28 protein-coding genes are annotated in these 25,936 nt (G+C 37.5%); 16 read left to right on the top strand and 12 right to left on the bottom strand.

Going from position 1 to position 25,936, the window contains the following annotated elements:
* Positions 1–31: 31 nt before the first annotated feature.
* Together OQZ33_RS17845 and OQZ33_RS17840 are read right to left on the bottom strand one after the other, a co-directional pair.
* On the bottom strand, positions 32–1,264 hold the full coding sequence (locus tag OQZ33_RS17845) for a PQQ-dependent sugar dehydrogenase (protein ID WP_265800579.1): 1,233 nt from the start codon (positions 1,262–1,264) through the stop codon (positions 32–34).
* 159 nt (positions 1,265–1,423) lie between these two features.
* Positions 1,424–2,176: an SDR family NAD(P)-dependent oxidoreductase gene (locus OQZ33_RS17840; protein ID WP_265800578.1), complete on the bottom strand. Its 753-nt coding sequence runs from the start codon at positions 2,174–2,176 to the stop codon at positions 1,424–1,426.
* A gap of 212 nt (positions 2,177–2,388) precedes the next feature.
* Here OQZ33_RS17840 and OQZ33_RS17835 point away from each other — a divergent pair, with 212 nt between their 5' ends.
* Positions 2,389–2,850, top strand: coding sequence for a PA2169 family four-helix-bundle protein (locus OQZ33_RS17835; protein ID WP_265800575.1), 462 nt, complete (start codon positions 2,389–2,391; stop codon positions 2,848–2,850).
* Positions 2,851–2,927: 77 nt separating this feature from the next.
* Here OQZ33_RS17835 and OQZ33_RS17830 read toward each other — a convergent pair whose 3' ends face one another.
* From OQZ33_RS17830 to OQZ33_RS17820, 3 genes are all read right to left on the bottom strand, one after another.
* The gene (locus OQZ33_RS17830; RefSeq protein ID WP_265800573.1) at positions 2,928–4,586 is read right to left on the bottom strand and encodes a carboxylesterase/lipase family protein; all 1,659 of its coding nucleotides are present in this window, start codon (positions 4,584–4,586) and stop codon (positions 2,928–2,930) included.
* Between the two features lie 77 nt (positions 4,587–4,663).
* Positions 4,664–6,493 (bottom strand): histidine kinase, encoded by a 1,830-nt coding sequence (locus tag OQZ33_RS17825; RefSeq protein WP_265800572.1) that lies wholly within the window; start codon positions 6,491–6,493, stop codon positions 4,664–4,666.
* A gap of 6 nt (positions 6,494–6,499) precedes the next feature.
* Complete coding sequence (locus OQZ33_RS17820) at positions 6,500–6,796, bottom strand: hypothetical protein (protein ID WP_265800570.1); 297 nt, start codon at positions 6,794–6,796, stop codon at positions 6,500–6,502.
* Between the two features lie 628 nt (positions 6,797–7,424).
* Between OQZ33_RS17820 and OQZ33_RS17815 the strand changes: the two genes are divergently transcribed.
* A complete protein-coding gene (locus OQZ33_RS17815; protein WP_265800567.1) occupies positions 7,425–8,147 on the top strand; it encodes a LytR/AlgR family response regulator transcription factor in 723 nt (240 codons plus the stop codon).
* 192 nt (positions 8,148–8,339) lie between these two features.
* Positions 8,340–8,708 (top strand): response regulator, encoded by a 369-nt coding sequence (locus OQZ33_RS17810; protein ID WP_265800566.1) that lies wholly within the window; start codon positions 8,340–8,342, stop codon positions 8,706–8,708.
* Between the two features lie 34 nt (positions 8,709–8,742).
* Here the strand turns inward: OQZ33_RS17810 and OQZ33_RS17805 are convergent, their stop codons facing one another.
* Both OQZ33_RS17805 and OQZ33_RS17800 read right to left on the bottom strand, forming a co-directional pair.
* Complete coding sequence (locus OQZ33_RS17805; protein ID WP_056850180.1) at positions 8,743–9,261, bottom strand: RNA polymerase sigma factor; 519 nt, start codon at positions 9,259–9,261, stop codon at positions 8,743–8,745.
* Between the two features lie 243 nt (positions 9,262–9,504).
* Positions 9,505–9,705, bottom strand: a complete 201-nt coding sequence (locus tag OQZ33_RS17800) for a hypothetical protein (RefSeq protein WP_265800564.1) — start codon at positions 9,703–9,705, stop codon at positions 9,505–9,507.
* A gap of 156 nt (positions 9,706–9,861) precedes the next feature.
* Here OQZ33_RS17800 and OQZ33_RS17795 point away from each other — a divergent pair, with 156 nt between their 5' ends.
* From OQZ33_RS17795 to egtD, 7 genes are read left to right on the top strand one after another with little or no spacing between them, the layout of a single operon-like run.
* Complete coding sequence (locus OQZ33_RS17795; RefSeq protein ID WP_265800563.1) at positions 9,862–10,266, top strand: hypothetical protein; 405 nt, start codon at positions 9,862–9,864, stop codon at positions 10,264–10,266.
* 54 nt (positions 10,267–10,320) lie between these two features.
* Positions 10,321–10,737, top strand: a complete 417-nt coding sequence (locus OQZ33_RS17790) for a DUF805 domain-containing protein (RefSeq protein WP_265800561.1) — start codon at positions 10,321–10,323, stop codon at positions 10,735–10,737.
* A 59-nt stretch (positions 10,738–10,796) separates the two neighbouring features.
* Complete coding sequence (locus OQZ33_RS17785; RefSeq protein ID WP_265800560.1) at positions 10,797–12,179, top strand: mercuric reductase; 1,383 nt, start codon at positions 10,797–10,799, stop codon at positions 12,177–12,179.
* Positions 12,172–13,125, top strand: coding sequence for an ABC transporter ATP-binding protein (locus OQZ33_RS17780; protein ID WP_265800558.1), 954 nt, complete (start codon positions 12,172–12,174; stop codon positions 13,123–13,125). Before OQZ33_RS17785 ends, OQZ33_RS17780 begins: the two co-directional genes overlap by 8 nt.
* Entirely contained in the window at positions 13,118–14,692 is a 1,575-nt protein-coding gene (locus tag OQZ33_RS17775) for an ABC transporter permease/substrate-binding protein (protein ID WP_265800556.1), read from the top strand. Before OQZ33_RS17780 ends, OQZ33_RS17775 begins: the two co-directional genes overlap by 8 nt.
* Positions 14,689–15,837, top strand: coding sequence for an ergothioneine biosynthesis protein EgtB (gene egtB / locus OQZ33_RS17770; RefSeq protein WP_265800555.1), 1,149 nt, complete (start codon positions 14,689–14,691; stop codon positions 15,835–15,837). The genes OQZ33_RS17775 and egtB overlap by 4 nt, the downstream gene beginning before the upstream one ends.
* A gap of 3 nt (positions 15,838–15,840) precedes the next feature.
* On the top strand, positions 15,841–16,815 hold the full coding sequence (gene egtD, locus OQZ33_RS17765; protein WP_265800554.1) for an L-histidine N(alpha)-methyltransferase: 975 nt from the start codon (positions 15,841–15,843) through the stop codon (positions 16,813–16,815).
* Here the strand turns inward: egtD and OQZ33_RS17760 are convergent.
* The gene (locus tag OQZ33_RS17760; RefSeq protein WP_265800552.1) at positions 16,812–17,888 is read right to left on the bottom strand and encodes an aminotransferase class V-fold PLP-dependent enzyme; all 1,077 of its coding nucleotides are present in this window, start codon (positions 17,886–17,888) and stop codon (positions 16,812–16,814) included. The two genes, egtD and OQZ33_RS17760, sit on opposite strands and share 4 nt — an antisense overlap.
* A 74-nt stretch (positions 17,889–17,962) precedes the next feature.
* On the opposite strand from OQZ33_RS17760, the gene OQZ33_RS17755 reads away from it, so the two are divergent.
* Both OQZ33_RS17755 and OQZ33_RS17750 read left to right on the top strand, forming a co-directional pair.
* Positions 17,963–18,439, top strand: coding sequence for a DinB family protein (locus OQZ33_RS17755; RefSeq protein ID WP_265800551.1), 477 nt, complete (start codon positions 17,963–17,965; stop codon positions 18,437–18,439).
* A 43-nt stretch (positions 18,440–18,482) separates the two neighbouring features.
* The gene (locus tag OQZ33_RS17750) at positions 18,483–18,863 is read left to right on the top strand and encodes a VOC family protein (RefSeq protein WP_265800549.1); all 381 of its coding nucleotides are present in this window, start codon (positions 18,483–18,485) and stop codon (positions 18,861–18,863) included.
* Positions 18,864–18,911: 48 nt separating this feature from the next.
* Here OQZ33_RS17750 and OQZ33_RS17745 read toward each other — a convergent pair whose 3' ends face one another.
* A complete protein-coding gene (locus tag OQZ33_RS17745; protein ID WP_265800548.1) occupies positions 18,912–20,108 on the bottom strand; it encodes an acetate/propionate family kinase in 1,197 nt (398 codons plus the stop codon).
* A 9-nt stretch (positions 20,109–20,117) separates the two neighbouring features.
* Positions 20,118–22,205, bottom strand: a complete 2,088-nt coding sequence (gene pta, locus OQZ33_RS17740) for a phosphate acetyltransferase (RefSeq protein ID WP_265800546.1) — start codon at positions 22,203–22,205, stop codon at positions 20,118–20,120.
* Between the two features lie 149 nt (positions 22,206–22,354).
* Here pta and OQZ33_RS17735 point away from each other — a divergent pair, with 149 nt between their 5' ends.
* The gene (locus OQZ33_RS17735) at positions 22,355–22,633 is read left to right on the top strand and encodes a SelT/SelW/SelH family protein (protein WP_265800544.1); all 279 of its coding nucleotides are present in this window, start codon (positions 22,355–22,357) and stop codon (positions 22,631–22,633) included.
* Between the two features lie 3 nt (positions 22,634–22,636).
* Here the strand turns inward: OQZ33_RS17735 and OQZ33_RS24545 are convergent, their stop codons facing one another.
* The gene (locus OQZ33_RS24545; protein WP_231426863.1) at positions 22,637–22,849 is read right to left on the bottom strand and encodes a DUF6965 family protein; all 213 of its coding nucleotides are present in this window, start codon (positions 22,847–22,849) and stop codon (positions 22,637–22,639) included.
* 214 nt (positions 22,850–23,063) lie between these two features.
* On the opposite strand from OQZ33_RS24545, the gene OQZ33_RS17730 reads away from it, so the two are divergent.
* Together OQZ33_RS17730 and OQZ33_RS17725 are read left to right on the top strand one after the other, a co-directional pair.
* The gene (locus OQZ33_RS17730; protein ID WP_265800543.1) at positions 23,064–24,140 is read left to right on the top strand and encodes a sensor histidine kinase; all 1,077 of its coding nucleotides are present in this window, start codon (positions 23,064–23,066) and stop codon (positions 24,138–24,140) included.
* Positions 24,141–24,229: 89 nt separating this feature from the next.
* Positions 24,230–24,880 (top strand): response regulator, encoded by a 651-nt coding sequence (locus OQZ33_RS17725; RefSeq protein WP_056850165.1) that lies wholly within the window; start codon positions 24,230–24,232, stop codon positions 24,878–24,880.
* A gap of 110 nt (positions 24,881–24,990) precedes the next feature.
* Here OQZ33_RS17725 and OQZ33_RS17720 read toward each other — a convergent pair whose 3' ends face one another.
* A complete protein-coding gene (locus OQZ33_RS17720) occupies positions 24,991–25,356 on the bottom strand; it encodes a response regulator transcription factor (protein WP_265800541.1) in 366 nt (121 codons plus the stop codon).
* Positions 25,357–25,554: 198 nt separating this feature from the next.
* Here OQZ33_RS17720 and OQZ33_RS17715 point away from each other — a divergent pair, with 198 nt between their 5' ends.
* Positions 25,555–25,836 carry a hypothetical protein gene (locus tag OQZ33_RS17715; protein WP_265800540.1) on the top strand — a complete coding sequence of 94 codons (282 nt, stop codon included), beginning with the start codon at positions 25,555–25,557 and terminating at the stop codon, positions 25,834–25,836.
* Positions 25,837–25,936 lie beyond the last annotated feature (100 nt).

The raw sequence follows: 25,936 nt of genomic DNA, 5'->3' as shown, positions 1-25,936 counted from the left end.
CCGAATAAATAAGTTTTCGTATTTTTTGATATTAAGATTTATCTATGCGATACAATCTTCCACCGTCAGTTATTGCATATAAACAATTATCGCTACCCTGCGTAATATCCCTAAACCTTTGATTCTCGCTTGCCAGCAATCGCTCTTCGCCAATTACCCTATTATTTTCGATGACTAGACGGACGATATGCGTACCGCTTAGGGCAGCAATGAACAAATTATTTTGCCATTCAGCAATTCTATTGCCAGTATAAAAAACCATACCGCTTGGAGAAATAACTGGATCCCAATAATAGGTGGGTTGTTCCAGGCCATTTTGCTGTTGTATGGCACCGCCAATAGCGGCTCCACTGTATTCTATTCCATAAGTAATTGTTGGCCAGCCGTAATTTCGTCCAGCTTGCAGCCTATTAATTTCATCACCACCACGCGGGCCATGTTCGCTTTGCCAAATTTCTCCGGTAGTCGGATGAAGGGCCAACCCTTGAGGATTTCTATGTCCAATGCTGTACAGCTCTGGCAATGCTGCACTATTAGAAAATGTCGGGTTTGCAGATGCAGGTTGCCCACTAGTATTAATACGGATAATTTTACCAAGTCCTGCAGTTACAGACTGTGCAAGTGGTCTTGTTGCCAGGTCTGACCGTTCACCCGTACTTACAATCAAATTCCCTGTTTTATCGAAAAGGATTCTGCCGCCATAATGAAGAGTTCCATTATAGGCTGGCCCAGCCCGATAAATTACTGTTGCGTTTTCTATTGACAGTTCATTCTGTGCCAAACTTCCTTTTGCAACCGATGTTTGTGTGCCACCGGTAACATTTTCTGAAAATACCCAGTATACCATTCTGTTGCTGGCAAATTGAGGATCGATACATAAACCAAGCAATCCACCTTGCCCAGCTGGATTAACTGCTGGTATACCCGTGATGGGGCCACTAAGCGTACCAGTTGTAGTTGCGATGCGCATTGTTCCAGCCTTTTGGGTTATTAACAATCTGCCGTCAGGAAGTGATGCCACTCCCCAAGGTGCATTCAATCCTGTACTAATAGCCGTACCTTGAAATGCAACTGTTGTCCGCACAGCTCTTACTCTGGTTTGGCCTGCAAAAGCAGGAGAGTAACTGGTATTTGGAGCAGTAGTTTCAACACCTGGCCCATCGCTAATACCAGGGTCAACTTCTTTTAAATTTTCATTTTTCGAGCAACTAGATAAGATCAATAGGAAAAATCCTATAAAAATGGAGTTAATTGTGAATCTCATAGGTATGTATTTAGTTTCCTATTATGATTAACAGAGCAATAACTAATTGGTTTGCAAATATTTAAAAACTCCACTAGCCGGTATATATAGTAAGCTATTTTCACAAAAAAAAGATCAGGCTTGGGGTGTCCTGATCTTTTGCTGTAGGTTGATATCAATTTATACTGCGGTGTATCCACCATCAGTAATAATGTATGCACCTGTTGTAAATGATGATTTATCAGAACTTAAAAATGCAACTAAATCAGCGACTTCCTGAACGGTTCCCAATCTATTAATGGCACTTTTTGCAGCTATCGCTTTTAAGCCTTCTTCATTCAAATTTGCAGTAAGTAAAGGGGTTTCGATATAGCCAGGGCCTACAGCGTTACATCGAATGTTTTTCTGGGCATATTCTACTGCAATATTTTTAGTTAAACCTACTACAGCATGTTTGGAAGCCGTGTAAGCTGGACTATTTGGTGCAGCTACCTGTCCGTGAATGGAAGCGATATTAACAATGGAACCACCTCCATTCTTTTCCATTTGAGCCAGTTGATATTTACAGGCATAAAATACACCATTTAAATTAAGATCAATTACCCGATCCCATTCCTCTGGCTCGTATTCAGCTGTTGGTTTAGCTGGTCCGCCCATGCCTGCATTGTTACACGCAATATCCAGGCGACCATACCTTTGAACGACCTCATCTATCAGCCTTTTGTTTTCTTCAGCTTTGGAAGAATCTGCTTTTACTGCAATTGCTTCGCCGCCAGTGTCTGTAATTAATTTGACTGTTTCAACTGCATGTTCTTCATTGATATCAGCCACCACAACTTTCGCACCTTCTTGTGCATAGGTAATGGCAATTGCTCTGCCAATTCCTGAGCCGGCGCCTGATACCAAAGCCACCTTGTTTTTTAGACTTGCCATATTATTTGTTATTATTATACAGAAGTAACGGTTCTCTAAACTTTATGTTTGTCAGCAGAAAGTGTTTTATAAAACCTAATGGATAAATGATCGAAGGATTTAAGATTTACATCTCACGGTTTAAAAGTATGGAAGTATTTTTCAATTAATAAAACATTAAATGAACGATGTTGTTGTAAATCCATCTACCAATTATAGAATCATAATTTACTATGGAAAATCAAGAAAAAACAGTTGAGGTATTAAATGACCTTATTCAAATTAACAACGACAGAGCAGATGGTTTTGATAAAGCATCGAAAGATTTAAGCGATGAGAACATCGATTTAAAAGCGACTTTTGAGAAACTTTCTTCAGACAGTAGAGACAACGTGACCGAACTTGCAGGTCTTGTGGGTAGGAATAACGAAGATCCAGATACTGGAAACACGATATTAGGTACATTGCACAGAGCTTGGATCGATATCAAAGCAAGTTTTGGTGGTGATGATCGCCATAGCATTTTAGCAGAATGCGAAAGAGGTGAAGATGCAATCAAAAAAGCTTACAGAGATGCACTTCAAGAAAACGAATTGGGCGAAAATGTAAGAACTGTTTTGTTAAAACAACAAGATGGAATTAATATTAGCCATGATGCGATTAAAGCATTAAGAGATGCACATAAAGCATTATAAAATTTAACCTGAAAGCCCGCCGAAAGATCTCCAGCGGGCTTTTTTTTGTCATCTTTTTTGGATGAGGTTTTCTAAGTTTACTCAGCGAACTTGATTCGCTGTAATAACAAAAATCTATCTCTCGTGGTGTCGCGTTCTATTTCTACTTTACTCGGCAAACCAATTCGAAGATATTCTTGTTTTGCCCCTGCTGTTTGTTGCGGCCAATTCACAAGCGTTACCTTGTTGCTTCCTATATTTGGATTACTATTGTGAATAAAATTTGAGAAATAAGCCTGCATTTGTTCCGAAACCTGATAGTCTGCCGGCTTCCATGCATAATTTTTTTGTACTTCTAAATTCCCTAAAGCATACTCAATTTCAGCTGCGTGAAAAGCAGAACCTGTAATAGCTCTATTAATCATTTTCTTAAGCAGCACCTGAAAAACGTTGCCATCTTTAATGGTTTTTGGTGTTAAACCAGGGTGGGGTTGATCAAATAAGTATCGATAAACAGGTGCTGAGCTCTTTGCATGAAGTTCTGCCAACCGCCAGGTACCAAAATTAATAAGCCAATCGCTACCTACTTTTGCACCTGCTATTTTTGCCTCCTTCTTCGTTTTTACTGGATAATATTTTAGTACCTCGGCTGCATCTTCTCCATAAATTTTTCGCACTCTCTTATAAAAGTTTTCTGGTGTCGCCCTTTTTAACCTGTAAAAAGCCAGGGAAGGTACTTCATCAGCATTCCAGCCAACAAGTAACGGAACTTTAGCTTGTTCACCAGCTTCGAAAACCTCCGTTGGGAATTTTGGTAAAAAGTAACCATCAACCGTTGGCTTAAAGCGCCGTGGATCTCCTTTAGATGCAAGCTTCAGCAAAGTTTTTTCATCAATGGATCTCATTTCTTCAATGGAAGTGCTTTTGGTGAAAAGGGCAAAGTCAGTTCCCAGTTTTTCTGATGCTTGTTTTGATCTGATTAGTCTTCTTGAATCGAGTAAAGAACTGCTTTGTGCGATGGCCGCAGAAAATAACCCTTTAGATAACGGCGAGGCCATATGAGCGCTTATAGATTGAGCGCCAACAGATTCGCCACCAATAGTGATGTGTTTCGGATCTCCACCAAAAGCACTAATATTTTCCTTTATCCACTTCAATGCAGCAACCTGATCTAACAAGCCATAATTACCCGATGCACCAAATTGATTCTCTTTACCCAAATCAGGATGCGCTAAAAAGCCAAAAACACCTAATCGGTAATTGATGGAAATATAAATAATACCCTTTTTCGCCATGCTTTCGCCATCATAAGCGGGTTGAGATCCATCTCCATGAATAAATGAGCCGCCATGAATAAACACATAAACCGGATGTGGCTTATCGTCACGTCTTGCAGTGGACCAGATATTAAGATAAAGGCAATCCTCACTCATGGTTTCTGATCGAAACTCGTATAAGATACCAGATTTTTGAACTGGACGGGCACTAAAATCTGTCGCTTTGCGTATGCCAGACCAGTGGGCTAGCCGTTGAGGTGCTTTCCAACGTAATGGCCCAAGGGGTGGCGCAGCATAAGGCACACCTTTAAAAACAAATACATCGTTTTCAATTCTGCCTTGTAATTTTCCTTCATTAACAGTTACATATGCAACAGATGAAGGTGAAGACTGCGCAAAAGATTTATTTAACGTAGTGAAGAAAATGAGCAGGACGATACTTACTTTAAGTATGCAATTGGGCTTGATGGGGATATTCATTTGTATCACAAAGATAGATAAACTCACCATCAGCAATAGCGTAGAAACGCAACAATCTTATTATCAATTTGTAATCATTATCCATCTAAACTTAATCTGCCTCGCAACTCTTGCTCTTCGAAAACCGGTAGGCATAAAACGGCAATTGCACCTTTTGAATCTGCTCCAGATTGCAGCGTAAAGCTTGCACAGTCATTATATTGTTTATTAATCATTTTGATTCTTTCTTTTATAGATGCCAGTCCTAATGATTGTTCTTTTATATCAGCAAATCTCGAAGGTTTTTCTTTGTGATTCAATCCTACTCCATTATCGGCTACCGTAATGCAAATCCCGTTTTCAATCTTTTTAATGTTTACAGATAAATGGCCATCTTTTTTATCACTTTGTATTAACCCATGTAAAATAGCATTCTCTATCAAAGGCTGAATAAGCATAGGTGGGAGGTAAGTTGTTTTTAACTGAATATTCTCATCTACTTCAAAAGCATAAGTAAACGCACCAGCATACCTCATGGCTTCCAATTCGGTATATAACATCAAGGCTTTCCATTCCTTATCTGCCGTGACTAAGCTTTTGGTTGAATTTTCCAATATCAATCTACTTAATGCAGCAAATTTTTGAATTAGGCGGGAAGCTGTTCTTTTATCATTTTCCATGATATAAGACTCTATGGAATTTAATACATTGAAAATAAAATGCGGGTTCATTTGCGAACGAATTGATTTAAGTTCGCTCTCTGAAAGTTGGTATTGGTGCATTAAATTGAGCGCATTTTGTTCGGCTTGTTTTTGTTGTAAGGTGTTTTTATACCTCAACTGCCTAATGCGGTAGATGCTGAAAATAAAAATTATAATAGCTATTGAAGCAATTAATAAAATGACAAAATTTCGTTCTTTTTGGCTGGTTTTTACGTTCGCAAGTACCAATTTTTGCTTATTTATAAATAAACTGTCTTGCTTCTGGCGTAGCTCGTATTTTGCACCCATTTCAGCAATGGCGTTACCAATACTTTCGGTATTGATTTTATCCTTCGTGATATTTTCTAAATTTTTGAAGTAATATGCCTTATCGAATTGTTGTTGTTGGCCATAGACGTAAGCAAAATTGTGGTATAAAACAGCTTTGTTTGCGTCGGTAATGTAAGGTGATAGATATTTCTCTGCCTTTCTTAAATTTTCAATACTCTCATCAAATTTATTCTGTTGCATAAGGCAATCGCCAATATTTGCGTAGGCTGCATATAGACCAATACTATCTTTAGCCAATGCTAAGCCTTTAATGGCTTGTTTGTAATTGGCTAAAGCACTATTATAGTTCTTTTTTAAAGAATAAATATCTGCAGTAAATAGTAATGCCGTATTTTTAGAATTGTTAAATTTCGACGGATCTTGCGTTACTTTGTTAAAGTAAAAAAGTGCACTATCGAGTTTATTTAAGCTTTTGAATGACAGGCCAATATTATTTAAGTTATCAAATAAGTAGGTGCTATCTTTTAGGATTTTGTCAAAATAGAGCTGTTTCTTAAAGTAGCTAATTGCAGTAGGATAACGCTTTGTAAAGCTTAATTCGATGTTGCCTAGCCGACTGAATAAAAACGATAGGGCAGGATAATCTTTTTTGCTTTCACAAAATTTAATCGCTTCACCATAATAAAATATGCTCGAATCTATTTTGCTTAGCGATTCATAATTGTTTCCCAAATGCATGTTAATTCTCTCCGAGTAGTTTTTATCTATTCCTTTAAGTGCTTTGGCTTTAAATAAGAGGTTAATTGCATCTTGATATTTGCCACTTTTGGTATAGAGCCTTGCAGAATCTACCAATAGCTTGTACTTACTTTGGGAAAACCCCAAGAAATGAATTAATAATAAACTGGCAACTAAGCAATATCTCGGGGAAAGCATCGATAGCTAAAGTTTTATCTGATTAGCCTGTTTAAATTCAATCGTAGGGATAGGAGGTGGAGTTGGTTTTGGTTTCACTAGAATTACCTGCTCGCTTATAGGTACACCTTTTAAAAGAAACTTAGTGACAATATTATTCCCCTCGAAGGTGATTCTAATTTCACAATCATTAAAATCTACATCTTTTCCTACTACAAACTGGATTTTTTTTGCCGGATTTAATTTCTCGAATAATTTTGGTTTTGCAGTTTTGCCAGCCACTGAAGATTTGCCGATGTTGGCGTTTTTTTTAGGTGCGTTCATCTGAATTTGGTTAAATTTTGGAGTAAATTATTGTTACATATCTCTGCAAGTTTATACGTATAAAACTGTGCAGATTTATTTATACCTAAATTAGAATAATAAATGTAAAAAGGAATGAATGTTCAATCATTAATTCTAGTATTCCAATCATTTTAAATGCCCTTCTATCAGTAGGTTAGTATTGATGTTCCGATAAAGAAGCTAATTATGCGGTGGTAGGATATTATTTCTATGTTTTATGATGAGGAAATATAGCCCAAGTAAAAAGTGGAATTTAGTTTGCCACTGGCTTAATTAATGAATCAATTAGGATTAAACGATTTTCTACTTAGGTTTTCACATAAATCTCAAATCTCATACTTTTTGCGTTCCATGCTTCCTCCTCGCATAGGTAACTCTATTCAATTTTTTTACTCATTGTAAGCCTGTATTCACTCATAAACACTACGCCTGCAATCATTACCAGAAAATGTGAAGAATATGGGTTATAAATTTACAGAGGAAAGGCATCTAGCGGATCAATCTCGGTCAGATTTATCCGAATATGTTTAACTACCTTTCTATTAAATTTTGTTTCAAGTTGCTTCCAAAAAATAAATACCCGAAATTTAGTAAAAATGATGAATCGATGTTAAGAGCAGCAATTTTAGACGATGAAATTAGAGGAAGCAAATTGCTTGCGCACAAGCTTGATGTTTTTGAAAATGAATTACAGGTGGTTGGCGTATTTAATGATGCTACATTAGCTGTTGATGCTATTGCTAAACTAGATTTAGATGTGCTCTTTTTAGATGTTGAAATGCCAGGAATGAACGGCTTCCAGGTTTTGGGACGCCTGGGCACATTCAACTTTGAAGTAATTTTTACCACTGCTTATGACAGTTACACTTTGGAGGCACTCCGTTTAAGCGCTGTTGATTATTTAATGAAACCTGTAGATGAGGACGAGTTGAAAACGGCCATTAACCGACTTAAGAAAAGAGTATTCGAAAAAGCTTATAGCAAAGTTATTATACCAGAAAAAAAACCTAAGAATAAACTAGCCTTGCCCACTGCCGAGGGGATTTATTTAATCGATAAGGTAAATATAGTGCGGGTTGAGGCTATGAGTAATTATAGTGTTTTTATACTTGCAGATGCCAAAAAAATTGTGGTCTCGAAAACATTGAAAGAATATGAACCTGTTTTGGATGATGCCCAATTTATGAGGGTAAACCGTTCGGTGATTGTTAATTTAGATTACGTGGTAAAATATCGAAAAGGAGATGGAGGGACACTAGAATTATCAGATGGTGCAGAAATAGAGGTCTCGGTTCAAAAAAAGGAAATGTTGATGCAAAAACTGTTTTAAGATTGATCTTCAGCACTGCTAAACACTTTCATGCCATAGAAAACTCTAAGCAAAATAAGATTTACCAACTTGTATCTTTCGATTTTTGTTTACATATGTCAATTTTCTACTCTATAACTAAAACAATTTTGCATATTGGTGGTTTCACACAGTGAATAAGCATTTGCAAACTAATTTTTGACTTAGAATTATATGGGTAAGAAAATATGCCTGCTCGAGGATGATCAGGGTATTAAAGAGATTATTGAATTGATTTTAACTGAAGAGAATTATGAAGTTTTTGGATTTTCGAATGTAAAAGAGTTCATGGCCTTTGATGATAAAGGTTCTCAAGATTTATATTTGTTAGATGTAAAACTTCCTGATGGCAATGGAATTGATGTGTGCGAAATGCTTAAAAAAGATCCGGAAACTAAGAATATTCCCATTATGATGATGAGTGCACATGCTGCGCTTAGCGAAATGAAGAAAAAATGTGGGGCGGAGGATTTTATTTCAAAACCATTCGATATATTTGATCTATTGCAAAGAGTAGGAGGGTTTGTCGGTCAACATAATTAGTCAACCGACAATAAAATTGCTAAGTTAAAGGGTATCAGATCCCATAACTTCCTTTATAATTTTTCAAGTACTTTTTTAGTTCTATACGTGCCTGATGGATGTGGGTCTTCACCGTTCCGATAGGTATCCCTAACTCTTCTGCGATTTCGTGGTATTTATATCCCTCAAAGTAACGTTGGAAAGGAATGCTGTAATTTTGTGGAATACTGGCGAGTGCTTTTTGAATATCACCCATGATAAACTTCCCTTCAGATGCGTTTTTAGAAGCACTTTTTAGTAAATGTGCGCTCGAAATATCTTCTTCTGTCGTAATTAGTTCGTTCCTTTTCTGGTCTTTTCTGTAATTATTGATAAAAGTATTCCGCATGATTACGTATAGCCAACCTTTAATATTGGTGCCTTCGTCAAAATTATGGCAGAATCTAATGCCCTTCATCAGCGTGTCTTGCACCAGATCTTTGGCTTCATCTTCATCTTTGGTAAAACGTATCGCATGCGAATATAGGGATGTAGCGTGCCGATCGGCATTGTGGCTAAATTCTATTTGATCCATATTATAGGGATTTGGTTAAATATCTTTATCAATCACATGATTGATAATTTTCTTTATCAAATATTATAACATGAATGCTAGAACATGGTTTGCAACTTGGTACCAGAAACAGCCGTATTGATATTAATTACGTAATAAATACGGTTAAATTTTGTGGTTAATACAACTGATTCTCTATTTATTGGTTTAAAAGCTGAATTGACGCAAGTAAAAGTAGAAGCAAGGAATGGTAAATACCTGGAACTAACCTGTAGCTGAAAGCTGTTGATGATTATTTTCAATGGCTGTTAAATCGTATCTTTTATATTCGTAAGCTATAGCCGTTTTTCGAAGATCATTTATCTCTGATGATAGAAATATCGACTGGATATTGGTGTTTTCAGAGAGTTGTTTAAGTCTTGCTATAACTTTCTTGTAGTCTTGGTCGTTATTTATTTTGATCATTTGATATATATTGAGTGGCTAATTCCGGATGATAACAAGACATCAGGACAAAAAGTTTTAGATAAATATTAATAAGCAACAGGCTTATAGCATCGAACTTTTTTTATCAATAGGTTTAACTCAGAAACCTTTACGACAGGAGTTTGTTATGGAAAGATGAAAAACAATACTGCAAAAAATATCGCCAGGATCATGTTAGGCACCGGACTGATAATTGCCGGCGTTGGTCATTTTACTTTTGCCAGGAAAGAATTTCAGGCACAAGTACCAGATTGGGTTCCGCTGAAAAAGGATGACACTGTTATTTATTCGGGCTTAGTTGAAATTGCAATGGGAACCGCACTGGTTTTTGCTCCAGTAAAATACAGAAGTACAGTTGGCATTTTAGCTGCCTCGTTATTTGTTGCAGTTTTCCCCGGTAATGTTTCTCAATACTTAAACAAACGTGATGGCTTTGGTTTGGATACTGATCAAAAACGGTTGATGCGATTATTTTTTCAACCTGTACTTATTTTTTGGGCAATAAAAAGTACAAAACAAAAGCGGTTAGCGGCTTTGTAATGTCGATGAATATTTTTATTTTCAATCTTATTTTGAAAATAAAACTCACGCTCCATGTTTAAAGACATTTTCTCTTTTTACGGTCGAATTCGCCGTACCGAATACTGCATTACTTTTCTTGCCTATTGGCTTTGTCTTTTTATCATTAGTGCTCTGGCTGAAAGCCCAGGAATGGAATGGGCAGGTATATTTGTTCTTTTGCCGGTTTTTATTTTAATCTCGCAGGGAGCGAAAACATGTCATGATTTAGGAAGTTCTGGTTGGTATTTGCTTATCCCATTTTATATTTTCGTAATGCTGTTTGGTGCTGGTAATTACGGCGCTAACGAATACGGCGACAACCCCAAAGGTGAAGGCAATGAACCCAATGTAGATCCTTTTGGTTATGATGTTAAAACAGGAACCTTTGCCGAACAGCAAACCACTCCAGATCATTTTCTTTCTAAAAGTGATGATTCATTTACCAGCTAAAGGCGAAGCCGTTCAAACAATGAACCGTTTTCCTCGTTTTACTTCTGTAATAACTTAACATGAAACACTACGACGTCATTATCATTGGAGCCGGACAGGCGGGGATTCCGCTTGCTAAAAAATTAGCAAATGCAGGGATGAAAACAGCGCTTGTTGAGAAAAGAATTGTGGGTGGTACCTGTATTAACGACGGTTGTACACCAACCAAAACAATGATTGCCTCAGCCCGGGCAGCATTCCAAGCCAAAAATGCCGGAAAACTTGGTGTTGTAATTGGAGACATTAAAGTTGATCTTAAAGAAATCAAAAAGCGGAAAGATGGAATTGTAAAATTATTTCAAGAGTCGGCTCAAAAAGGAATTGAATCAACTAAGGGCTTGAAGCTATATATGGGAGCCGCTACTTTCACAGGGAAAAAGGAACTCAAAGTGGAAATGAATGATGGAGGAAGCGAAAACTTATCAGCAGATTTAATTTTCATCAATACCGGTGCGAGTACGGTAATTCCAGATATTAAAGGTTTGAATGAAGTGGAATATCTCACTTCAACTTCTATACTAGATTTAACTGAAATTCCAGAGCATCTTGTTATCATTGGTGGCAATTATATTGGTTTGGAGTTTGGCCAAATGTTTAGCCGCTTTGGCAGCAAAGTAACTATTCTCGAAAAATCATCCCATGTTTTAGCAAGAGAAGATCATGATGTTTCTGATGAACTTTGCAAAGTTTTAGGGAACGAAGATATTAAGTTCTTGACCTCAGTAGAAGTGTCTGAAATTAAGAAAGTGAAAAGTGGGTTAACAATTGATCTGAAGCAAAAATCAGAAAATAAAACCATCAATTGTACTCATTTACTGGTTGCGGCTGGTAGAAAACCGCAAACCGAGAATCTGGGGCTAAACTATTGTGGGGTAAAAACCAATGAGAAAGGTCACGTGATCGTGAATACGAAGTTAGAGACTAATGTTAAAGGTATTTATGCTTTGGGCGATGTTAACGGCGGTCCGGCATTTACACATATTGCTTATAACGACCATGTAATTATTTACCAAAATCTGGTAAAAAATGAAAACCTTTCTACAAAGGGGCGTCCGGTTCCATACTGCATGTTTACTGATCCGCAACTCGCAAGGATAGGAATTTCGGAAAACGAAGCAAAGGAGCGAGGTTTAAATTACAAAGTTGCCGTGTTGCCAATGGCTAATGTTGCCCGAGGTATTGAAACCGGAGAAACATTTGGTTTGATGAAAGCCGTAGTTGACGCTAAAACCAAGAAAATTTTAGGAGCTACAGTAATTGCTGCGGATGGGGGCGAAATTATGTCGGTTTTGCAAATGGCTATGCAAGGTGGTATTACCTATGATAAAATTCGATATGGCATTTTTGCTCACCCAACTTATACAGAATCATTGAACAATCTTTTCATGAAATTGGATGATTAGCGTTAATGGAATAAGTAAAAGTTTTGGCGGCAATGAAGCCGTTAAAAAGATTTCTTTTGACGTATTGCCAGGAGAAAGCTTGATTCTTCTGGGCACAAGTGGCTGTGGTAAAACAACTACCCTTAAAATGATTAACCGACTGATTGCACCAGATTCGGGACAGATAAACATTAACGGCAAAAATATTGCGGGAGAAAAGCCAGAGATTTTGCGTCGAAGCATTGGTTATGTGTTGCAGAATAATGGCTTATTTCCACATTACACGGTGGCAGAAAACATTGCCATTGTACCCAAGCTTCTGGGCTGGGATAATAAAAAAACGATATTAAGAACTCAGGAAATTTTAGAAAAGCTCCATCTATCAGAACAGTATTTATCTATGTTTCCAAATGCATTAAGTGGTGGACAACAACAACGCGTTGGCTTAGCCAGGGCATTAGTAACCGATCCATCTATTTTATTGATGGATGAACCCTTTGGCGCTCTGGATAATGTAACCCGAACCAGCATCAGAAAAGAATTTAAGGCTTTAGAAGAACTTAAACGGAAAACAATGGTGATGGTGACGCATGATATTCACGAAGCTTTTGAACTTGCAGACCGCATTTGTTTGATGGATAAAGGAAAAATTATCCAGATTGGAACACCAAAAGAATTGCTTTTTAAGCCCGTAAATAAGTTTGCAAAGGATTTTTTGGCAGGCGAAAAGTTATCATTAGCTTTTAAAGTTGTTTCATTAGATGATTTATGGGATTTTTTACCATCATCTGAGACACGAACACCCAACGCTATGCCATCTACCGAAAGCGTATGGGATACAATGGAAAAGCTGCAAATGCAAAATAGTATTGAGGTTAAAAATCAATCTGGTAGTTATAAAAATATTGAATTCGATAAATTAACCGCGGCATTTAGTTTATACCAAAAAAGGAATCGTCATGAATGAGAACCAGCAAAGCCTGTGGCAATTCATGGCAGAACAGTCAGATAAGCTGTTCAATCAAACCCTCCAACATTTAGGTTTAACATTTATTTCACTATTTTTTGCGGTTTTGGTTGGTTTGCCTTTGGGCATTTTAATAGCCAGAAAGCGCAAGTTATCAGGATCGGTTTTGGCTTTTGCAGGTGTTTTGCAAACTATTCCGAGCATTGCACTATTGGGATTTATGATTCCATTATTAGGAATTGGTGCGAAACCCGCGATTGTGGCGTTGCTCATTTATGCGCTTTTGCCCATTATCCGAAACACTTATACGGGCATTGTTGGCATAGATGCTAATGTACGCGAGGCGGCGAAGGCGATGGGAATGAGTGCAAAGCAAATTCTTTTCAAAGTAGAGCTTCCGCTAGCCATGCCTGTAATTTTAGCTGGAATACGAACCGCTACCGTCATCAATGTGGGGGTCGCAACGCTGGCATCCTACATCGCTGCGGGTGGTTTGGGTGAATTTATTTTCGGGGGAATATCATTGAACAATACCAACATGATTCTCGCTGGTGCAATCCCGGCAGCAGTGTTGGCCATTTTATTAGATGCTTTACTGGCGCTCCTTCAAAACCTCAATATCAAGAAACTAAAGCGGGTATTGATCATTCTTCCTATTGTGATTTTAATTTTGGGTGGCTTTTATTTGCTGCCGAAAGCTTACGGAAGTTCGCTGACTGCTGGTTTTACGCCAGAGTTTATGGGTAGGCAAGATGGCGATTTAGGGTTGAAATCCGTTTACGGTTTAAAAATCCATACGATTGTAATTAGTGATGCGGTAATGTACAAAGCTGCTTTTGAGAAGGAATTGGATGTAATTAGCGGATATTCTACCGATGGAAGATTGAAGGCATTCGACCTAATCATCTTAAAGGATGACAAAGGTATTTTTCCACCTTATTATGCAGCACCAATTGTTAGAACATCTTCCCTAAAAAAGTTTCCTGAATTAGAAAAAACACTAAATCTTCTTGAAGGCAAAATTAACGATTCTATAATGACTGATCTTAATTACAAAACGGATCAGCTACACCAAAGTCCTGAGCGGGTTGCAAAGGAGTTTCTGGAAAGTCAGAAGTTGTATAAGTCGGCGCTAAATGGTAAGGGAGAAACGGTACGCATTGGTTCTAAAATTTTCGGCGAACAGTACATTTTAGCAGAAATGTATAAAATGCTTATTCAGGGAAATACCAATTATCAGGTGGCTACTAAAACGGGTTTGGGCGGCACAAAAATTTGCTTCGATGCATTGGTTAACGATCAGATAGATTTTTATCCTGAATATACAGGAACCGGATTGTTGGTTTTGCTACAACCAGATGCAGATTTTGCAAGGAAAATTGCTCATGATAAAGATGAAACCTACAACTACGTTAAAGATGAATTCATCAAGAAATTCGGAATTAAATGGTTAACTCCAATTGGTTTTAATAATTCTTATGCTTTAATGATGCGCCGAAAACAATCAAAAGAACTTGGTGTTTATTCTATCACAGATCTGAAGCAATATCTAGACAACAACAAATGAATTTAAGCGAAGAATACTTGCTAATTAGAAAGCATTCTGAAGAAATATGTGAGCCTCTGCAAACGGAGGATTATGTAGTTCAACCGATAGTTGACGTTAGCCCTCCAAAATGGCATTTGGGCCATACCACCTGGTTTTTCGAAACCTTTATTTTGAAACCCTTTTCGCCAGAATACCAAGAGTTTAATCCAGACTATAACTACGTTTTTAACAGCTATTATGAAACCGTTGGTGCAAGGGTAATCCGTACCGATCGTGGTAATTTAAGCCGGCCAAGTGTGAATGAAGTTTATCAATATCGTGCTTATGTAGATGAAGCCATGGCTAAATTACTTTCTTGCCCTGTAGATGAGAAGTTAACAGAATTGCTGCATTTGGGTTTCAATCATGAGCAACAACATCAGGAACTCCTGCTAACCGATATCAAATATATTTTAGGTAATAATCCGTTGTTTCCAGTGTACGATATAAATTGGAAAGATAAAAGCTTACCGGCATCTGAAACACAAATGATAGCTATTGCGGAAGGCGTTTATGAAGTTGGATACAGCGGTAATGGCTTTTGCTTTGATAATGAACTATCGAGACACAAAGTATATCTTCAGAATTTCGCCATAAGTACCGCTTTGGTAACGAACGGAGAATATTTGGATTTTATTGAAGCCGGTGGTTATAAAAATTTTAGCCTGTGGCATTCAGAAGGTTGGGATTGGGTAAACAACAATCAAATTGTAGCACCCATGTACTGGAGCAAGATGGATGATGCCTGGTTTAACTACACGCTTAATGGTTTGCAATCGATCGACCTTAAAGCGCCCGCAACGCATGTAAGTTATTATGAGGCTTATGCCTTTGCCAGTTGGAAGGGTTTGCGTTTGCCTACTGAATTTGAGTGGGAAATAGCAGCACAGCAATTGAATTGGGGTTCAAGATGGGAGTGGACTGAAAGTGCTTATTTGCCGTATCCAGGTTTTAGTAAAGCGCCAGGTGCGCTCGGAGAATATAATGGCAAATTTATGGTAAACCAAAAAGTGCTTCGTGGTGCATCGGTTGCCACACCTCTAGGACATGAACGCAGCACTTACCGCAATTTTTTTCATCCACATTTAAGGTGGCAATTTACAGGCATAAGATTAGCAAAGTAACCTATGGATTCTATTATTACCAATCAGATTGCGTCAGTTGGTACATCATTTTTAACTGATGTTTTACAAGGATTGCAAAGTAAACCTAAGTTTTTAAGCTCAAAATATTTCTATGATGAAAAAGGCGATCGCATATTTCAACAAATCATGGATATGGATGAATACTACCTTACTGATGCAGAGATGGAGATTATGGAGCAACAATCTTCAGAATTAGCAAGATTTATTGCTGTTGATGATCAACCTTTTGATTTGATTGAGCTTGGCGCCGGCGATGCGACAAAATCTATTCATCTCTTAAATGCCTTGTTAAAACAACAGCTTAACTTTACCTATTTTCCTATTGATATTTCAACGCATGTAATCAACGATCTGGAAGAAAATCTACCTAAAAAACTTCCTCAGTTGAAAATGGAGGGACTTAATGGCGATTACTTCAAAATGCTTAAAAAAGCAAAGGAGATTTCTAGTCGCCGGAAAGTGGTTTTATTTATGGGAGCCAATATCGGTAATATGAACTTGAAGGATGCCGAACAGTTTTGCTGTGATTTACGGAGTGAGCTTTCCCCAAATGATTTACTGATTATCGGATTTGATTTAAAGAAAAATCCGAAACAGATTTTGGCAGCCTATAATGATCCTGCGGGGATTACCCGCTCATTCAATTTGAATCTTCTGGATCGGATAAACAATGAATTAGATGGTGATTTCGATGTTTCAAAGTTCGATCATTACGCATCATACGATCCTGAAACCGGAGCTTGCAAAAGTTATTTAATCAGTTTGCAAGAGCAGTGGGTAAATGTAGGCGATGAAATTATTCACTTCGAAGCAAATGAATTTATCTACATGGAGATCTCACAAAAATATTCTCTTGAAGATGTAGATGCGTTGGCTAAAAAATCTGGCTTCAATCCGATACATCGATTTTTCGATCATCAGAAATATTTTACAGATGCCGTTTGGAAAGTCGATTAACTTTTGCCATCAAGCACATCAAGCAGTTTCTGTAAATCATCCTCAGTATTATAAAAATGGAACGAAAATCTCGTTCCAGCGCCCCTTGCTGAACATATAATGTTAGCTTCAGCCAGTTTTTGCACCAATTTTTCTTCCAAAGGTAGGCTGATAATGGTTGATTGGCTTTCTCTCTCTGTGATCCAAACTGGGAGTAAACCTTTATTGTGAAATTCTAATCTCGCCTTTTGGCAAAGGAATTGGTTGCTTTTTTCGATGTGCTCAAACCCGGTAGATTGTAAGAAATTAAGGCTATGATAAAGCGAGCCGAAATTTAAGGTATCTAAATGGCCAGGTTCAAAACACATATCCAAATGACTTTTTCCAATTAAAAATGGCGCTGTTGGAAGTTTTTTATGCACTCGATCTTGATAGAGTTCGCCAATTAATTGTTCTGATAACAAAATGAATCCATTTCCAAATCCAGAAAGTAACCATTTATAGCCACTCGAAATGAGTGCATCTAAGCCTGATTGTTTAAAGTTAAATGGCGTTGTGCCACAAAACTGGGTTCCATCGGCCATCAACAAAATCTGCGGATAGGTTTGCTTGATTTTCTTGATGAAATCTTCTGATAATTTATAACCGCTAATATATTGCACCATACTGAATGCAAAAGCTGTCGGTTTAAAATCTTCAATTGCTTTAATAATATTCTCCTCCAGGTTTACATCAATATCAACTTCTGTAAATTCAAAGCCTAGAGTTTTTACCGGATAGGCAAGGGAAGGATAATCTTCTTTTAAAAGCAAAAATCGATGGTTTTCATCGAGTCCATTCAGCAAGGTATTAAATCCAAAAGAAAAGTTTGGGGTTAAAAAGATATTTTCTGCCTGGTAAATTTCCGCGACTTTCTTTCTTAAATCTTCGATTATCGTAGCCTGGTTTACCCTAAAATTGCTTCCTTCATTAAGGTACTCAACATCGTGTTTGTTGCGCCATTCTAATAGCGGTTTACTTAAAATGCCAGAGTACGCAGTATTTAGGTAGGTGCTGTGATTTAAAACCGGAAATAGATCTTGAAAGTTCATCATCAAAAGTAATAGAAAATAACTACCCAAACCATAAGCTTTCTATTTTGTTAATTCTTTACTATACCCTTAACCAAATGGAAAATAATACTTCAATTTTACTTAACGAACTTAAAAAATTATTGGGTGGCGGAGGAGCGCATGTAGGTTTGAAAGAAGCACTTGCAGATTTAACGATTGAGCAGGTTTCAAAAAAGCCTGATTTCCTACCTTACAGCATCTGGCAATTGGCAGAACATATTCGTATAGCCCAATGGGATATGCTTGAATTTAGTAAAGATGGCAATCATCAGTCTCCGAAATGGCCGGAGCAGTATTGGCCGAAAGAGGTTGCTCCAGAAAGCGAAGAAGCCTGGAATAAAACCATCGCCAGTATAGAAACTGACCTAAAAGAGTTTATCTCATTGATGAAATCGAAAGATCTTTATCTCCAAATTCCGCATGGGCAGGGACAAACACTGCTTCGCGAAGCGCTGCAAATTGCCGATCACAATGCTTATCACACTGCGGAAATAGTATTAATAAGAAGATTAATCGGTGCCTGGAAGAGTTAACTGATACAAGCGCCCCAAATATTGTTTCACTAATTTTTATATCATGATGTTACAAACAAGCAAAGCATTTAGTTCATTCTCTGTAAAGGACATTGAAGAGGCAAAAGCATTTTATGAATCAATTGGTTTGAAAACCAAAGTGGGAGAGATGGGCATTTTGGAGTTGGCACTGGAAGGGAGTGAAAACATCATGCTCTACCCGAAAGATAATCATGAACCGGCAACTTTTACGGTATTAAACTTTCCTGTAAACAATATTGAGGAAGCTGTGGATGAGCTGATTTCCAAAGGAATAAAATTCGAACAATACGATTCAGAATATCTTAAAACTGATGAGAAAGGTATCTCGAGAGGCGAGCAAGGGCCGAAGATTGCCTGGTTTAAAGATCCATCCGGAAATATTCTATCGGTTTTTGAAGGGTAAAATTGAATTCATCAATCAGCTCCTTTCAGCTGATTGATGAATTTTTAATTAAGCCAATAGTCCAAAACATTGGTAGGCAATTTCGTATTCTTCATTGGTTGGAATCACCAGAATTTTTACTCTGGATTCATCTGTACTTACATCTGCAATTCCGCCCGAATAGTTTAAGTTACTTTCGGCATCCATTTCGATACCGAGATAATTTAGCTCATCGCAAACCGAAGCACGCATTAATTTGTCGTTTTCTCCAACACCGGCTGTAAATACTATAGCATCAAGGCCATTCAAAATTGCTGCATAAGCACCAATAAATTTTTTAATTCTGTAAGCATAAAGCTGGAGTGCTAAAATTGCACCATCACTACCTTCAGCAGCCAGCTTTCCAATGTCACGCATATCGCTCGAACCGCCTACGCCTAACAATCCCGACTGTTTATTAAACAATGTACTCAACTGATCGAGGCTATAACCCGCATGCTCTATTAAATGAAAGATCACCGAAGGGTCGATATCGCCGGAACGCGTACCCATCATTAATCCACTTAAAGGGCCAAAACCCATACTGGTATCTATCGATTTTCCATTTTCAACGGCAGTCATGCTGCAGCCATTTCCCAGATGGATAGTGATGATTTTTGAATCTTTTTTATCCAGCCATTTAATCGCTTGCTCACTCACATACTTGTGGCTGGTTCCATGGAATCCATATACACGAATTCCATGTTCCTTGTAGTACCGATTTGGAATAGCGTACCTAAATGCTTCCTGTGGAATGGTTTGGTGAAAAGCGGTATCAAAAACCGCAATTTGTTTAGCCTTTTTAAATGTTTGTTCGGCAACTTCTATGCATTTCAAATTAACAGGATTATGGAGTGGGGCCAGAGAAAAAAGCTTTCTAATCTGCGCCTTCACTTCTTCCGTTATCAAAGTAGGTCCCGAAAAGTGTTCACCTCCATGCACCACACGGTGGCCAACGGCAGCAATATCATCCGGACTAGCAATAACCGCTCGTTCGCCCTCGCTTAGCAAAGTTAAAACTTGATTCAAACCTTCGCCGTGATCGATTATGAAACCATTTTTTTCGGTTACAAATTTCTCTCCGCCTGCGTAAACCGTATGTTTAATGTAAGAGCCTTCAATGCCAATGCGTTCAACCAATCCGCTACAAATTGGCGCTTGTTCAGGCATTTTAAAAAGTTGATACTTTAGGGAACTGCTCCCAGAATTTATGACTAAAATATTCATGTTATTTTTTTATAGGTCTTGACATTGTATCGCGGTAATCACTACCGTATTAAAAATATCATCAACAGTACAACCCCGACTAAGGTCGTTAATAGGTTTATTTAATCCCTGCAACATTGGGCCAATGGCTAATGCGCCAGTTTCGCGTTGTACAGCTTTGTATGTGTTGTTCCCTGTATTTAAATCTGGGAAAATCAAAACACTTGCCCGGCCCGCAACTTCCGAATTCGGCATTTTTTGCTTACCAACTATAGGATCTACAGCAGCATCATATTGGATCGGTCCTTCGATTTTAAGCTCAGGATATCTTTCCCTAACAATTGCGGTAGCTTCCCTCACGCGTTCTACATCTTCACCTTCTCCTGAGGTACCGGATGAATAAGATAACATAGCAATTCTTGGTTCAATGCCAAATTTGGCACTACTTTCTGCTGATGAAATAGCGATTTCTGCAAGTTGTTGTGCGGTTGGATTGGGGTTTACAGCGCAATCCCCAAAGATGGCTACCCGTTCGGGTAAACACATAAAAAATATCGATGACACAACGGAAACGCCTGGTCTGGTTTTTACAAACTGTAATGCCGGGCGGATGGTATGTTGAGTGGTGTGCACTGCGCCAGAAACCATTCCATCGGCATCGCCCTTGTAAACCATCATCGTGCCAAAATAAGAAACATCTGTCATCATATCCCGAGCCATTTCCAGATTTACATTTTTGGCCTTTCTTAACTCGTGCAAAGTTTCTACATAAGAATCATAGTGCTCGGAAAGCGCAGGATTATGGATATGAATGGTATTCAGGTCTAGGTTTAAGCCAAGTCGTTTGATAGAATTACTAATCTCCAATGGATCGCCCAACAACGTAATGTCAACAATATCCTGGGCAATCAATTTCTCAACTGCTTTCAAAATTCGCTCATCATTTCCTTCGGGAAGAACAATGTGTTTCTTTTCTCTTTTGGCCCATTTTACCAGTTGATATTGAAACATGTGCGGGGTGATGCCCTGATAACTGAATGTGATAATTTTATCATCAAGCGCTTTTAAATCGACATGTTTTTCAAAAATATCTATGGCTAACTCAATTTTTTTCTTGTTATCTATCGTGATTTTAGAATGAATTGAACCAATAGTTGTAGTGGTTTCAAATGTCCCCTTTTGAACTGCAATAATGGGGATAATGGTTTGCAAACCTTCAATCAGCTTAATCATTGGTTCATCGGGCAAACTTCCGGCAGTAAGTACAATTCCGGCAATTTTAGGGTAGTTGGCGGATAAGTTGGCTTGCAACGATCCGATGATAATATCGCCCCGGTCACCAGGGGTTACAATGAGCAGATTATCTTTAATGTGCCTCAAAAAGTTTGGCAGCATCATCGCACCGGTTACAAAATTATCAACCTGATTATCTAGCAAATCGGCACCGAATAAAATATCAGCATCAAGCGCAGCCGCAATTTCTTTCATAGTTGGGCTTTGCAAACCACTTTCGATGGGAATTACGGCTATTAATAATTCTGGCGGTAATTGATTGGTTAAGGCCTGTTTAATACGTTCTGCTTCTTCAGGGTTGACCATATTGGCCACCACACCCAAAACCTGCACATCTCTTAACAAAAAGTTGCGGTAAATATTGATGGCACTTTTAAATAACTGACTTGCCGTTTTTCCCTTTCCTGATACCACGATCAAAACCGGAGCGCCCAGGTTTTTGGCCATTAAAGCATTCGATTCAAATTCAAAGGCGCTGCCTTCGCCTAAAAAATCGCTTCCTTCAATTACAGTGAAATCATAATTATCTTCTAATTTTTTATATTTACTGATGATCGTATTGATAATTGTGCCGCTATCTTCAGCCTGGTGAAGCATATCTTGTCGGGTAAAGGCAAAAGCATCTTCGTAACGAATCGGTAATGCGAAGTAATCAAGCATTGCTTCTACGTGTTCGTCTTTTTGATTTGGATCTTCTTGAGCAATGATTGGCTTAAAATAACCTACTTTTTGGGTTTTAGCCAGCAGCATGTTTATCATGCCAAATGCAATCACTGATTTTCCGGTATAAGGCTCTGCAGATGCTATAAAGATGTTCTTCGTCATAAAAAAAGGATAAGGCTGATTAGAATAACTAACTTTTGCCAATATAGTTGGAAATTTTTTAAATCTATATTAAAAAAGTAGCCGACCTAATTGCAGCTGAAAATTTGAAATTAAAAAGGCTAACAAAAAGATATTGATATATTGGTAAAATGAAACCTACAATCACCATTGAATATTGCCCGAAATGCGGATGGATGTTGCGATCGGCCTATATGGCGCAAGAAATTTTGAACACTTTTACAGATGAAATTAGGGGCGTAATGCTAATTCCAAGCGAAACCGGTGGTAAATTTACCATCACTATTGATAGCCAAGTCATTTTTGATCGAAGCGTAATGGAACGTTTCCCTGAAATCAAGGAGCTTAAAAAATTAGTTCGAGATCATGTAAGTCCGCATAAGGATTTAGGACATACCGATCGTAAATAATTGCTAAGCATTCGATTCGATAATCAATTTAAGGGTCTTAAGCCTATAAATAAGCGGCTGATTTACTTTGGATGTGAGGTTGGCCTTTAACGGCTGGAAATGACTTTGCAAAAAATGATCGTAATCTGTAATCTCTGTTGCTTGGTTCAAAAAAATAGGCACAGGTTGTTTTCCTGCTTTTGTAAAAAAATCTTCTAGCTCCTGAAGCTCCTGCATTGTCATGCCACTAAGTTACAAATGAAAATTTAATAGATTTCAATATCACTGGTTCATTTTATTATTTAGCTATCACTCAATACCTTTTATTTTACGGCCATGTTTTCAAAAGCTATCATATGGCCTCAAAACGCCGTTAATAAAATAAACAAAACCATATCGCATTATTTTGTGTTCATGAATTGCTTTTGATGCCTAATTAATACACCACCAAATGAAGGAGATAAGTACTGAATTATTTTATAAAATTGGGGAAAGTGCTAATGATGGATACTTCATCTACAATTTGCAAACTGAAGATTTTATTTACATTAATACTGCATTGGCCCATATTTGGGAAGTCGATAAAGAATTTCTGCTGCAGAAACCAAAATTATTTCTAGGCAAAGTTTACAGTGATGATGTAGAACATGTTATTTCCTGTTACGAAGAATGTTTGGAAGACATGGAACCTAAGAAATATGAATTTCGACTAGGTTTTGAAAATTCCAGAGAGAAATATGTAAAAGTGAGTTTATATCCAATTAAAAATGAGGAAATAATCATTTGTGGAATAGCCGAAGATATCACTGTAGAACGTCATAACAAGTTGCTTGTCGATCAAATCAATTATAGGAAAAATATTACACTAGAAGTTTTATCACATGATTTAAAGGAACCTCTTGGCATGATGAAGTTAACCGCATCATCAATGGAGAAAGATGTAGCCAAAATTGGTGATAAAAATCTTCAAAAGTCATTAAGCTTTATCGTAGATATGTGTGATCGGAATACGCGATTAGTGCGGAGCGTTATCAATCACGAATTTATAAAGAGCAACATCATAGAAATTAATAAAGACAGGTTGGAATTGGTGTGGGAGCTAAAAGATGCCCTACGTTACTATAGACGATCAAGGTTGAGCAATGTTCGCAATTTTAAGTTCAGCAGCAATCAGGATAAAATTTACCTATCGATTGATGGAATGAAATTTCTGCAAGTGATCAATAATTTAATTTCAAATTCGATAAAGTTTACTGATGAAAATGGCACCATTGGCGTAACCGTAAATGATGTAGGGAATGCAGTAGTGATTTCTGTTTATGATAATGGCAGGGGAATACCTGAAGACATGAGGGCAGATTTGTTTGAAAGGGCAGAGCAAGGATTTCGAGCTGGCTTAGTTGGCCGGGATTCTGGTGGCTTAGGAATGGGCATTATTTACAATATTGTAAAGTTGCACAACGGACGAATTTGGTTCGAGACTGAAACGGGAAAAGGGACCACTTTTTTTGTAGAATTACCTAAATAAATACTTGAATCGCTGCTTTTCGAGCCATATTCGCTACTAAGCGAAATGCCCCATTTTCTGAATCAATTTCCTTCATTTATATTTGATTTATGATCAAAATAATCCTGGTAGATGACCATCACTTGATGCGTGAGTCGCTTACCGCACTTATGGATAAATACGAATCGGTTGAAGTTGTAGCCGATGTTGCCAATGGAAGAGAACTACTTAATTTAATTGATACTGGCATTCAGGCTGATATCATTTTATCGGACGTAATGATGCCCGAAATGGACGGTATCGAAATGATTCCGCTGGTAAAAAAGAAATCTAAAAACCTAAAAATTGTATTGCTTAGTGTTCTGGAGGATGAAAAATATCCTTCTAACGCTTTTTTAGCTGGAGCGAACGGCTATTTATTAAAAAGTGTAGGCGCCGATGAATTGATGTTTTGCCTTCAACATGTAATGAAAGGGCATAAATATATCTCGTCTAGTTTATGTATTTCTATATTGGAAAGATATAATAGTCAGCTAGTTATGTTATCTCCTGAACAAAACCATCGTCTTCAGTTTTCAGAAAGGGAATTAAGTGTTTTAAAGTTGATAGGAGAGGGAATGACCAATCAGGAAATGGCTGATAAACTCTTTCTAAGTAGAAGAACAGTTGAAGGTTTAAGGCAAGCGTTAATTGATAGAACAGGTTGCAAAAATACGGCAGCTTTAGTACGTTTTTCTATTCTGAATGGCTACGCTATCTAATCAAAAGGCCAAATTTTGGAGCGAAAATTTGGCCTTTTTTAAAATGAGTATATTATCGCGTACTAATACTTTTAGGGGTTAGTCTGTTAGCCCTTTATCAAATCAAACGTTTATTGGTTTTGAGTGAATTTTTTAGCTGTAGCAATTACTTCATCAATTTCAAATGGCTTATAAATTATACCATCTGCTTTAGATTGGATCGTATCGATTTGATTGGGCGACATCGCAGAAATTAATATGATGGGTAACTTTTTAGCGCCTAACCGATCTTTAATTTTATTGCATAATAATCTCCCGTCATCATCACCTAAATGAATATCTAAAAAGAGAATATGAGGATTGAAGGTATTTATGATTTCGAAAATGTTCAATGCTGAATAAATGCATTTAGTTTGGTAACCTTCTTGTTCTAAAATCATGCAGAGCACATCTCCATTAGAGGGGTCATCATCCAATACTAAAATTCGATTGTGCATAAACTTAACTGGTTAAAACGATAAAGTTAACCATTCACAGTTCAAACGAACCCGAATAAATACGTTAAAAATTACGTTTAATAGGTCTTTAATGGCGTTCTAATGAGCAAAAGCCTTTGTAAAAAAGTTGTGGAGATGTAGTGTTTTCTAGGTAAAGCGGGATAGATTTGCTATTTTAAGACAATCAAATTCTTAATTATGGAAAGAAATTTAGAGTACATTAAAATTCCTAATTTCCTCGATCGTATTAGGAACGAATGGCCAGGAATGATTGATCGTTTCGAGTTTAAAACACCAACAGTGATTTACGTTCACTTGAAAGAAGGCATCTCAAGTATAGACTTTTTGGGGCGACTATCAAAGAAGGTAGAAAGAATGATCGATTTTTCTATTCCAATCATTTTATACCACGTAGAACGCGACGGAATGAGTCTTCGATCTCATCCTATTAATTGGTATTCCACTATCGAAAAGGCATAGCGAATAGACAGCTCCTTCAGTTAAATTTATATTCAATAAAAATGAAACTGGAGTTAAAATGCTCCCGAAATTTCCTTGGCATTACCTCAATGCCCAGTTA

Origin of the sequence: Pedobacter sp. MC2016-05, assembly GCF_026239735.1 — a bacterium.
In the GTDB taxonomy this organism is placed as follows: Bacteria; Bacteroidota; Bacteroidia; order Sphingobacteriales; family Sphingobacteriaceae; genus Pedobacter.
This window is presented reverse-complemented; position numbering and strand designations above follow the sequence as displayed.

Bases quoted from the DNA above. Each gene is read 5' to 3' on its own strand.
- OQZ33_RS17830 (WP_265800573.1), bottom strand. From the start codon at position 4,586: ATGAATATCCCCATCAAGCCCAATTGCATACTTAAAGTAAGTATCGTC.
- OQZ33_RS17745 (WP_265800548.1), bottom strand. From the start codon at position 20,108: ATGAATATTTTAGTCATAAATTCTGGGAGCAGTTCCCTAAAGTATCAA.
- OQZ33_RS17725 (WP_056850165.1), top strand. From the start codon at position 24,230: ATGATCAAAATAATCCTGGTAGATGACCATCACTTGATGCGTGAGTCG.
- OQZ33_RS17825 (WP_265800572.1), bottom strand. From the start codon at position 6,493: ATGCTTTCCCCGAGATATTGCTTAGTTGCCAGTTTATTATTAATTCAT.
- egtB (WP_265800555.1), top strand. From the start codon at position 14,689: ATGAATTTAAGCGAAGAATACTTGCTAATTAGAAAGCATTCTGAAGAA.
- OQZ33_RS17720 (WP_265800541.1), bottom strand. From the start codon at position 25,356: ATGCACAATCGAATTTTAGTATTGGATGATGACCCCTCTAATGGAGAT.
- OQZ33_RS17755 (WP_265800551.1), top strand. From the start codon at position 17,963: ATGGAAAATAATACTTCAATTTTACTTAACGAACTTAAAAAATTATTG.
- OQZ33_RS17835 (WP_265800575.1), top strand. From the start codon at position 2,389: ATGGAAAATCAAGAAAAAACAGTTGAGGTATTAAATGACCTTATTCAA.
- pta (WP_265800546.1), bottom strand. From the start codon at position 22,205: ATGACGAAGAACATCTTTATAGCATCTGCAGAGCCTTATACCGGAAAA.
- OQZ33_RS17790 (WP_265800561.1), top strand. From the start codon at position 10,321: ATGTTTAAAGACATTTTCTCTTTTTACGGTCGAATTCGCCGTACCGAA.
- OQZ33_RS17715 (WP_265800540.1), top strand. From the start codon at position 25,555: ATGGAAAGAAATTTAGAGTACATTAAAATTCCTAATTTCCTCGATCGT.
- OQZ33_RS17815 (WP_265800567.1), top strand. From the start codon at position 7,425: ATGTTAAGAGCAGCAATTTTAGACGATGAAATTAGAGGAAGCAAATTG.
- OQZ33_RS17760 (WP_265800552.1), bottom strand. From the start codon at position 17,888: ATGATGAACTTTCAAGATCTATTTCCGGTTTTAAATCACAGCACCTAC.
- OQZ33_RS17845 (WP_265800579.1), bottom strand. From the start codon at position 1,264: ATGAGATTCACAATTAACTCCATTTTTATAGGATTTTTCCTATTGATC.
- OQZ33_RS17820 (WP_265800570.1), bottom strand. From the start codon at position 6,796: ATGAACGCACCTAAAAAAAACGCCAACATCGGCAAATCTTCAGTGGCT.
- OQZ33_RS17735 (WP_265800544.1), top strand. From the start codon at position 22,355: ATGAAACCTACAATCACCATTGAATATTGCCCGAAATGCGGATGGATG.
- OQZ33_RS17785 (WP_265800560.1), top strand. From the start codon at position 10,797: ATGAAACACTACGACGTCATTATCATTGGAGCCGGACAGGCGGGGATT.
- OQZ33_RS17780 (WP_265800558.1), top strand. From the start codon at position 12,172: ATGATTAGCGTTAATGGAATAAGTAAAAGTTTTGGCGGCAATGAAGCC.
- OQZ33_RS17750 (WP_265800549.1), top strand. From the start codon at position 18,483: ATGATGTTACAAACAAGCAAAGCATTTAGTTCATTCTCTGTAAAGGAC.
- OQZ33_RS17775 (WP_265800556.1), top strand. From the start codon at position 13,118: ATGAATGAGAACCAGCAAAGCCTGTGGCAATTCATGGCAGAACAGTCA.
- OQZ33_RS17795 (WP_265800563.1), top strand. From the start codon at position 9,862: ATGAAAAACAATACTGCAAAAAATATCGCCAGGATCATGTTAGGCACC.
- OQZ33_RS17800 (WP_265800564.1), bottom strand. From the start codon at position 9,705: ATGATCAAAATAAATAACGACCAAGACTACAAGAAAGTTATAGCAAGA.
- OQZ33_RS17805 (WP_056850180.1), bottom strand. From the start codon at position 9,261: ATGGATCAAATAGAATTTAGCCACAATGCCGATCGGCACGCTACATCC.
- OQZ33_RS24545 (WP_231426863.1), bottom strand. From the start codon at position 22,849: ATGCAGGAGCTTCAGGAGCTAGAAGATTTTTTTACAAAAGCAGGAAAA.
- egtD (WP_265800554.1), top strand. From the start codon at position 15,841: ATGGATTCTATTATTACCAATCAGATTGCGTCAGTTGGTACATCATTT.
- OQZ33_RS17730 (WP_265800543.1), top strand. From the start codon at position 23,064: ATGAAGGAGATAAGTACTGAATTATTTTATAAAATTGGGGAAAGTGCT.
- OQZ33_RS17810 (WP_265800566.1), top strand. From the start codon at position 8,340: ATGGGTAAGAAAATATGCCTGCTCGAGGATGATCAGGGTATTAAAGAG.
- OQZ33_RS17840 (WP_265800578.1), bottom strand. From the start codon at position 2,176: ATGGCAAGTCTAAAAAACAAGGTGGCTTTGGTATCAGGCGCCGGCTCA.